The following is a 4,765-nucleotide window of genomic DNA, read 5'->3' as shown; positions in this document are numbered from 1 at the left end:
GAAAAACTTCTACTCCGCGCAATCAACAGTTCCACTAAATCAACAGTCTGACTAAACCGCTAACCTCTTCTTTAAAGATGTGAATACTGTTCGATAATCTTTGCTAAAAATTGGACAACAAAAAAGGAGCCGAAGCTCCTTATTTAACAAACATAAGTAATCTAGATTACTTTTTGTTCATTGATGTTAAGTAAAATGCGATATCAATTAATTCGTCATAAGATTTAATCGAGCTGGTTTCTACTCGATATTTACCATTAACCACTAATGTTGGTACACCAGAAATTTTAGCATTTTCAGTATCACGCTTCATTTTCGACATCTGAGCATTCACCATAAATGAACTTGCCGCTGCATCATAAGCTTTACCTTCTACGCCATTAGCGATAAATATTGCTCTGATATCGTCTGGGCGAGTAAATTGCTGACGCTTGTCGTGGATAGCAGTAAATAGAGCTGCGTCCATTTTTTTCTCAACATTTAACTGTTGAGCGACCGCAAAGGCACGAGACATTTCTACGCCCATATCACGACCAATAAACTCAACGTGCGACTGATTAAATGCCACACCTTCAAGTAAGTTCGCTTCAATTTTAGGTACTACTGTTTTAGAAAAATTAAAACAATGTGGACAATAGAATGAGAAAAACTCTGTAATTTCTGGCTTGGCTGTTTCAGGGCCATCATTAATCACCGTGTAATGTACACCTTCTTTATAATCGGCAGCCATAGCAGCCATAGGCGCTAGCAGGAGTGCAGCGGCCATCAGTAATGCTTTTTTCATTTTACTTCCTTCTATATAGGCAAAAATATAAATACGCTGGCTCTATCATAGTCTAGCGTTAGCCTGTAACTCAATCGCTAGCCAATTGTATTTGTAACTAAATACTATTAGGTAGTGATTATGAAATAATGTTAATTAAAACTAGGTAAACTCAATGCTGGTTCATTAAGTGCAGATAACTGTTCTTTAAACGCCAGAGTTTGTTGTTCCCAATATTTAATATCACCAAACCATGGAAAATTCATTGGAAAAGCTGGGTCCTGCCAGCGTTTGGCTAACCATGCATTATAATGCACCATTCTGAAAGCCCTTAACGGCTCAATGAGTGCCAACTGCTTCGCATCAAAATCACAAAACTCTTGATAACCCTCTAATAAAATATCAATTTGTAATAATTGTTGCTGACGATCACCGGTCAACATCATCCATAAATCTTGTACTGCAGGCCCTTGCCTGGCATCGTCTAAGTCAACAAATCCAGGTCCGTCTGGTGTCCATAAAATATTACTAGGGTGCAAGTCTCCGTGCAGGCGTATAGAAGTAAAATTGTGTTGCTGCCAAATTTGCTTGGCTTTATCTGACACCTGCTCTACTACTGTGAAAAACGCTGTTTGCATTGAACTGGAAACCATACCACTTTCATACAAATAGCGATAAGATTCATCTCCCAAAATGGCTGGGGTTAGCGACTCTCGGTACTTGAAAGGCTGAATTGTTCCATATTGATGAATTCGGCCAATAAAGCGACCAACCGATTCAAGTTGTTCAAGATTGTCGACTTCAAATGCCCGCCCGCCGATAGAGGGGAAAAGACCAAAACGATAACCTTGATATTCAAATAACGTTTTACCCTCTATCACGACGGGAACAGCAATAGGAATATCTTCTGCCGCTAAAGCCAAGGCATAATCGTGCTCTTCTTGGATTTGTTCATTACTCCAACGATGTGGTCGATAAAACTTCACCACATAACGAATACCCTGATCGCAACGGAATTGATACACCCTGTTTTCGTAACTGTTTAATGCTAATAGCCCTGTCTCAGGGAAAATGCCGATGCTTTCGATAGCATCTAAAATGAGATCGGGTCTTAATGCCTGAAAATGAAATTCTGCACCTGTACCGTTGTCCATGTATACCTTCTTAAGCGGTTTGAATATGTGGGGCAAGAAGCGTTAATAAAAACGCTAATACGTCTAATTCGTTTGCACTATCGGTGGATATCCAACAAATATCACCATAAAATTCATAATGTAACCATAAGGAGCTACCTTCAAAGTACAGTAACCACTGATGACGATCTGCACCCCATTGGCGCTCACGAATGTCGCAATCCAGTGCAGCCGCTAGCGGTTCTGCAAATAGTTCAAATTGCTCAAAATCTACTTCAGCTTGAATAACAATACTTAATGCTGCTGGCTCTAATTTGGCTGACAATAATTTCATAATCGACTCAGATAAAATACATCAATTAGCTACTACAAGACATAATTAAGCCCTGCCCCCATTTTGGTGGGCGTTTGGCAAAATCTTCCATCTCGGGTTGTTCGTCAAAAGGACGTTGCAAAAGTTGTTGAAGTTGCAATAATTTACTGTTGTCGCCATTTTCTTCAATCGCGATAATAGCTTCTTGCGCGAGGTAATTGCGCAAAATATATTTAGGGTTGGCACTATTACGATCACTTTGCCATGTATTCACATCCGCCACCTCACCGACTCGGTTTTGGTAAGCTTTATACCAAGTGTCAAAACCAGCAAGGTCGAGCATATCGTCTCGCAAACTAGAATGTGCGCTACTCGGGTCCAACTGGCCAAAACGGCGTAAGCTATTGGTGTAATCAAGCTGGTTAGTTTCAAGTAATCCGGTTAATTGCCCCACAAGCTGCAAATCTTTGTTACCGAGTTCGGCCAGAGCCTCTGCGTTAACAACATTCGAGCTAATATCGGGTTGAGAAAGGCCTAACTTCGCACGCATGAGTAATAAATACTGCTGAACTAATTCAAATTGATAAGTATTTAGCGCTGCGATTAAATCATCCGACTCGATAATAGGCGTTAACGTTTGGGCCAAACGCTTGAGGTTCCATAATCCAATTCCAGGTTGCTGGCCAAAGGCATAACGACCCTCGTGATCAGAGTGGTTACAGATAAAACCTTCTTTAAAGGTGTCTAAGAAAGCGAATGGGCCAAAATCGAAAGTATCACCGAGTATCGACATATTGTCGGTATTCATCACCCCGTGAGCAAAACCGACAGACTGCCAATGGGCAATCATTTTAGCGGTAGACTGCACCACTTCATAAAACCATTGCTTGTAACCTTTTGCATCAGTTGATAAATGTGGAAAATGCTGTTGAATGGTAAAATTAACTAATTGAATCAGTTTGGCAGCATTACCTTGTTCGCTATGAAAGAAGTATTCAAAATGGCCAAACCGAATGTGGCTTTTAGCCAAGCGTACGGTTATTGCGGCCGTTTCCTGGCTTTCGCGCCAGACAGGTAAATCGGAACCAATAACCGCTAATGCCCGACTAGTAGGTACATTTAGCGCAGCAAGCGCTTCGGAAACTAAAAACTCCCGTACTGCAGAGCGCATTACCGCCCGACCATCACCTTGGCGAGAATACGGTGTTGGGCCACCGCCTTTTAGCGCGACATCCCAAGCTCCATTTGGACCAATAGCTTCACCTAATATAATTGAGCGACCATCGCCTAATCTTGGTGTATAACCACCAAATTGATGGCCACTATAAACTTGAGCGTAATAACTGGCACCCGGAGCCGCATAGTTAGCCGATAACTGCATTAACAATTCAGCATTGGGCTTTTCTAATCCAATTAATTGAGCCGCGTCATCACTCCATCCCAGCCAATGAGGATTACTGATTGGTAAAGGATAAACTTGCGAATAAAAGCCTTCTAATTGTTCAAAAAAGTCTTGCTTAAACTGCATTATTCTCTGTTCCCACGACCTGACTTTTACACTGTAATTGTTGCTGTTCATCTACCTGGCACAACTCACCACATACAAACGCTTGCTCTGCAGGCACTGATGAAGCTTGCAAACGTAACATCCCAGCACCTTTTGCTTGGCATTGTTCCAATGAATCGTAATAACCGGAAATGTGGTCTTGCAGTACTATTTGGGTCGGTATAGGCATTTGGTCTGCGACATAAAATAAGGTCCATTCAGGTGTACGAATACAACCGGCAAGTAAAACTGCTGTGGCAGTAAACAGCAATATTTTTGTTAATGTGCGAGTCATTAATGTCATTTTAAACCTTGAGTTCATTGGATCAGAAGCAACAAAAAAGCGAACCAAGGTCCGCTTTCCTTTTGAATATCATACCTGATATCCATCCAACAGTATTGATTAGCCTATTAGCTCGCTTTGGCTTTGGCCTTTTCGATTCGCTTTATGCGTCCTTCAAAGCCAGTGACAGTACCGTCGGTTAGCTGATATTCAAGCGCTTGCTCGCACACCTTAATCGCTGCATCAAACTGACCTACATCATTTAACAATGTCGATAACTGCATAAACGCTGGCGATTTGATTTCATCAGTGCTTTTGTGAGTGGTATTCTGTTGATGTAATGAGCGATATACTTCTAAATAGGTTAGCTGTAACGCCGCACCATATTGGCAATAATCGGCTTGTTTGCGCATTTTATAGCAATGATTAATCACACTGGCTAAGCCATTATGCTGGCTTTGAAGATCGTTAGCGTTGTTGGCAGCATCAACCTGTTGCAGAAAACTTTCGCTGGCCCAATCGCCTTCAACACGGTTTAAATTCAAGGACAAGCCTTGATCACTTGGCGCATCAACGACTGTTGTAGTAGACACTTTAGGCTCGACATCTGCCTTGCTCACCTTAGCCTTGTTCTCGCTAACTTTGTTCTCGTTTGCCGCAGCAGCATCCTTAGGTGCAACTTCAGGCTCAGAAATCACCTCAGTGACTATACTTTCGGATTTAGGAG

Annotated in this window: 6 protein-coding genes; all 6 read right to left on the bottom strand. The window is 41.8% G+C overall.

Translation table 11 applies throughout. The features are described 5' to 3' along the window. Positions 1–166: 166 nt before the first annotated feature. Positions 167–784 (bottom strand): thiol:disulfide interchange protein DsbA/DsbL, encoded by a 618-nt coding sequence (locus H5202_RS18095; protein ID WP_182773296.1) that lies wholly within the window; start codon positions 782–784, stop codon positions 167–169. 131 nt (positions 785–915) lie between these two features. Next, positions 916–1,917 (bottom strand): serine/threonine protein kinase, encoded by a 1,002-nt coding sequence (locus tag H5202_RS18090; protein WP_182773295.1) that lies wholly within the window; start codon positions 1,915–1,917, stop codon positions 916–918. Positions 1,918–1,927: 10 nt separating this feature from the next. Then, complete coding sequence (locus H5202_RS18085; RefSeq protein WP_182773294.1) at positions 1,928–2,230, bottom strand: DUF3630 family protein; 303 nt, start codon at positions 2,228–2,230, stop codon at positions 1,928–1,930. 25 nt (positions 2,231–2,255) lie between these two features. Continuing rightward, positions 2,256–3,737: a protein adenylyltransferase SelO gene (locus tag H5202_RS18080; RefSeq protein ID WP_182773293.1), complete on the bottom strand. Its 1,482-nt coding sequence runs from the start codon at positions 3,735–3,737 to the stop codon at positions 2,256–2,258. Next, entirely contained in the window at positions 3,727–4,059 is a 333-nt protein-coding gene (locus H5202_RS18075; protein ID WP_182773292.1) for a hypothetical protein, read from the bottom strand. The genes H5202_RS18080 and H5202_RS18075 overlap by 11 nt, the downstream gene beginning before the upstream one ends. Before the next feature lie 107 nt (positions 4,060–4,166). Further along, on the bottom strand, positions 4,167–4,765 hold a 599-nt coding region (locus H5202_RS18070), incomplete at its 5' end, for a hypothetical protein (protein ID WP_182773291.1).

This window comes from Shewanella sp. SG41-4, assembly GCF_014164505.1.
Classification (GTDB): Bacteria; Pseudomonadota; Gammaproteobacteria; order Enterobacterales; family Shewanellaceae; genus Shewanella.
Note: the sequence above shows the minus strand (reverse complement) of the source record. Positions and strands in the feature narration are given on the sequence as shown.